The following is a 3,712-nucleotide window of genomic DNA, read 5'->3' on the forward strand; positions in this document are numbered from 1 at the left end:
TGGAAGAAGCTCAGGAAAAACTGTCTGGCCTTTTTGGCTATCTGATCAGGAATTTCCATGTTCTATCTGCCTGTTCGGACGGTCGATCTGTGCCTTGACGCATGGGCGCCAATAATAACGGAAGCGGTAATGACCTTATTTCATAAATTTGGTCAAAACTTCCTGCAGCATCTCAGAGGTAAATGGCTTTTTGATATGGCCATTGGCCCCGGCAGAATCGGCTGCTTCCACTTTGCTTTCGCCACCTTCGGTGGTGACCATGACGATCGGAATAGATTGAATGGCATGGGGACCGCTGCGCACACTTTTCACGAAGGTCAGGCCGTCCATGATCGGCATGTTCCAGTCAGAGAGAATCAAATCTACGGCAACGCCGCTGTTAAGTACATCCAACCCCTCTTGACCGTTACCCGCCTCGACGATGTCATCAATTTCAAATCCGGCCTGACGCAAACCGCGAGCAACGATTTTGCGCATCACACTGGAATCATCAACAATCAGCACACGCATTACTATCTCCTTGGTAACATGTTAGACGTCCATGCGGGACGGAATATAACGACAGGCATCCGATGCTCGCATGCCTTCTCTAAACCGAATTAGAGTAACCTTTTTACCAGGCAAGTCAAGAAAAAATCCACATTAACACCCGGCAATCACAGCATAGGTTGGTACAACACGGCACGCCCAACGGTAATTTGTTTGAAACCGGCTTCCAGTCCCATCAAAGATTCTGAGGCGCCAATGGCAAAATATCCATCCGGTCGATTCAATGCAGAACGCATGCGCACACAAATTTGCCGTTTCAGATCATCGGCAAAGTAGATCAAAACATTGCGACAGAGAATCAAATCAAATTTGCCAAGTGGGGTAAAATCATCTTTTAAATTAAATTGTTCAAACTTAACCGCTTTGCGAATGGAGGGCACTACCTCATAAATATCCCCTTCGCGTTTGAAATAGCTTTCCAAAAAGCCAGGGCGCATTCCCCGTGAAATCGCCAAATGATTATATCGACCTTGGCGCGCCGCCACCAGAGAGGAGGCAGAAATATCGGTTCCCAGGATCTGCACTTTGCCGATGTCAAAGTTGGGATCCAGTTTGCGGCCAGCGGCATCCATGAGCATCGCTACCGAATAGGCCTCTTGTCCAGTGGCTGCCGCTGCCGACCATATGCGGATTTTTTGCTGCCTGGATTTGCTGACCAGGCGCGGCAATATCTCATCTGCCAAAGCAGAAAAGAATGAGTCATCCCGGAACCAAAGCGTTTCATGGGTAGTCAAGGCATCCACAACCTTGGTGCGCAAGGTGCCGTTATCGCGAGCCAATTTTTGAAAAAACTGGCCGAAATTTTGGCAACCGTTCGGAGCCAACAGAGGGGCAAGTCGGTTTTCCACAAAATATTCTTTGCCCGTCTGCAGATCCACGCCGCTGTGTTCACGCATGAACTGCTTGATCCATTGAAACTCTTCTGGAGAAACGGCTGTCAACACGCCCAATGACAGATCCTCCCTTATCGACACAATTCAGAAATTTTTGCACCCATTTGTTCCAGAGGGATGGACTCATCAGAGAGACCCATCTCCTCCACGACACGAGGCATACCATAAACCACACAACTTTCTCTTGATTGGGTCAGGCAATAGGTTTTTCCTGATCGTTTCAAGCCTTTGACACCGTTGGCCCCATCATTGCCCATACCGGTCAGAATCACTGCCAGGACCGGTTCGGAAAAAGAGGCCATGACCGACATGAATAAAACATCCACTGCCGGGCGACAACCATTCACTTTTGGACCATCGTTCAACACTGTCTTGAGAATACTTCCTTGCCGTTTGACCGACAAATGGCGACCTCCAGGGGCCAACAAAATCTTTCCAGGTTCCACCTCTTGATCGTGAGCAGCTTCCAAAACATTATGACCGGTGGAGCGTGCCAACTGTGCCGCCAGAGACACAGTAAACATGGGTGGCATGTGTTGCACTATCATGGTGGGAATGGGTAACCCTGGCGGAATAGCACTCAACACACGGGTCAAAGCGGCTGGTCCTCCTGTAGAGGAGCCAATCAGCAACAAAGAGGGCTTTTTATCCCAAGCACCAGCAGCGCTGGTAGCAACAGCGCTTACCGGACGTATCTCCTTTTCTGGCAGGGGCCGTGCCGTCGCCACTCGTTGCGGACGCAACGGGGCCATGGTCCGCGGAGGTGGAGGATCATTGAGCGCTGGCGTCGGACTTTTGGCAAAAGAGGTGAGAGAAGGCCAACTCCGGTCACGATTTTCCACAACTGCCGGCGCTTCACTCGCTGTCGGCAAGGCGCTGCGTGTAGATAAAGAGGAGGTTGGTGCACGCGACGCTGTTGCCGAAGCCAAACCAGGCGCTGCCGCTGCCATAACTCCCTGACCAGGAGATCGTCTTCCCCGTCGCGCCAATAAGGATAATATCGGACGCAAACTGGCCAGCAATGCCCCTTTCGAGCGATCCATATCGCTCTCCAACGGCTTGGTCACAAAATCAAAAGCTCCAGAGTTCAAACACTCCACCACAATATCTGCATTGGTGTGCGAGGCACCGCTGACCATCACTACCGTCACATGCGGATAATGGGCCGTGATATGATGCAGCGTATCCAGGCCATTCATCTCCGGCATTTCCACATCCAGCAAGACCACATCAACCGGTATGCGGCCCAGTTTATCCAAGGCAATACGACCGTTTGCAGCAAAATCAACCACCTCTACCCCAGGCACTGCCTCGGCAGATTGACGGACAATCATGCGGTAGGTCGTGGTGTCGTCAACCACCATCACCCGAAGGGGAGCTGTTGTCATATCCAAATCCGTGGAAATACGATCAACCGGCTAAACAGTAGATCATGCGTAGCGGGCAACAAAATGCTATCCATCTACAGAAGAAGAGCTGCTTGGATGTTCATCCGTACCAAAAATTTTGGCAATATTCAGAATAACCAACAACTCTTTTTCAATGCGTACCACGCCTCTGATGAAGGGTGCAGAAATACCTTTCAAGTTGGCTGGCGGCGGTAAAATATGATCATCGGGAACATTACGCACATCACCCAAACGATCGACAACCAAGCCAACAGGATCTTCCCAGGTGCACTGTGTGTCTGCCAGTCGTCGGCTGATGCGCATCACTTCATGATGCGTTTTCATGATCACATTGTATTGCTTCAATGGTTCCTTGCCCTCCTGACGCGCCACCTCTTCCCGTGTCCAGGAAAAGCGTCGTTTCAGGTCAAAGAGCGTAATGATGCGACCACGAATATTCAACATTCCACGAATATAATTCGGTGAACCAGGAATCGGGGTATATTCCATGGAACGGTTGATCTCCCGTACCAACAAAATATCGACTCCGATATAGATGTTTCCCAAGTGAAAGGTACTGACCAGCATGGGTGATTACTCCGCAAAGTATGCCAAAAATCAGGTCTGTTACACCCGTTTCAAGGTTGCCAACATGTTCAGTAGCCGGAACTTGTCTGTGGAGGGCACACAGCCCACCATACCGGCACGGACGCAGCGGGTGACCAAATCAGAAGAGATGAACGATGTTGTCGCAATGATTGGTGTGTCGGCATTGAGGGTACTGGGAATCTCTTTTGCCAACTCTAAGCCATCCATCACCGGCATATTGATATCGGTCACCACCAGATCGTAAGGGGTATTTTTCAGACGCTGCGAGGCAAT

At 50.4% G+C, this 3,712-nt stretch carries 5 protein-coding genes; all 5 read right to left on the reverse strand.

What is annotated here, in order from left to right; translation table 11 throughout:
* Positions 1 to 135: 135 nt before the first annotated feature.
* Complete coding sequence (locus EJP87_RS14610; RefSeq protein ID WP_130472597.1) at positions 136 to 510, reverse strand: response regulator; 375 nt, start codon at positions 508 to 510, stop codon at positions 136 to 138.
* A gap of 146 nt (positions 511 to 656) precedes the next feature.
* The gene (locus EJP87_RS14615; protein ID WP_227657664.1) at positions 657 to 1,493 is read right to left on the reverse strand and encodes a CheR family methyltransferase; all 837 of its coding nucleotides are present in this window, start codon (positions 1,491 to 1,493) and stop codon (positions 657 to 659) included.
* A gap of 20 nt (positions 1,494 to 1,513) precedes the next feature.
* On the reverse strand, positions 1,514 to 2,830 hold the full coding sequence (gene cheB, locus EJP87_RS14620; RefSeq protein WP_130472599.1) for a chemotaxis-specific protein-glutamate methyltransferase CheB: 1,317 nt from the start codon (positions 2,828 to 2,830) through the stop codon (positions 1,514 to 1,516).
* A 66-nt stretch (positions 2,831 to 2,896) separates the two neighbouring features.
* On the reverse strand, positions 2,897 to 3,418 hold the full coding sequence (locus EJP87_RS14625; protein ID WP_130472600.1) for a chemotaxis protein CheW: 522 nt from the start codon (positions 3,416 to 3,418) through the stop codon (positions 2,897 to 2,899).
* Positions 3,419 to 3,457: 39 nt separating this feature from the next.
* The coding region (locus EJP87_RS14630) for a response regulator (protein WP_193771415.1) at positions 3,458 to 3,712 on the reverse strand (255 nt) is incomplete at its 5' end.

The sequence above is a fragment of the Candidatus Magnetaquicoccus inordinatus genome, from assembly GCF_004217665.1.
Taxonomy (GTDB): Bacteria; Pseudomonadota; Magnetococcia; order Magnetococcales; family Magnetaquicoccaceae; genus Magnetaquicoccus; species Magnetaquicoccus inordinatus.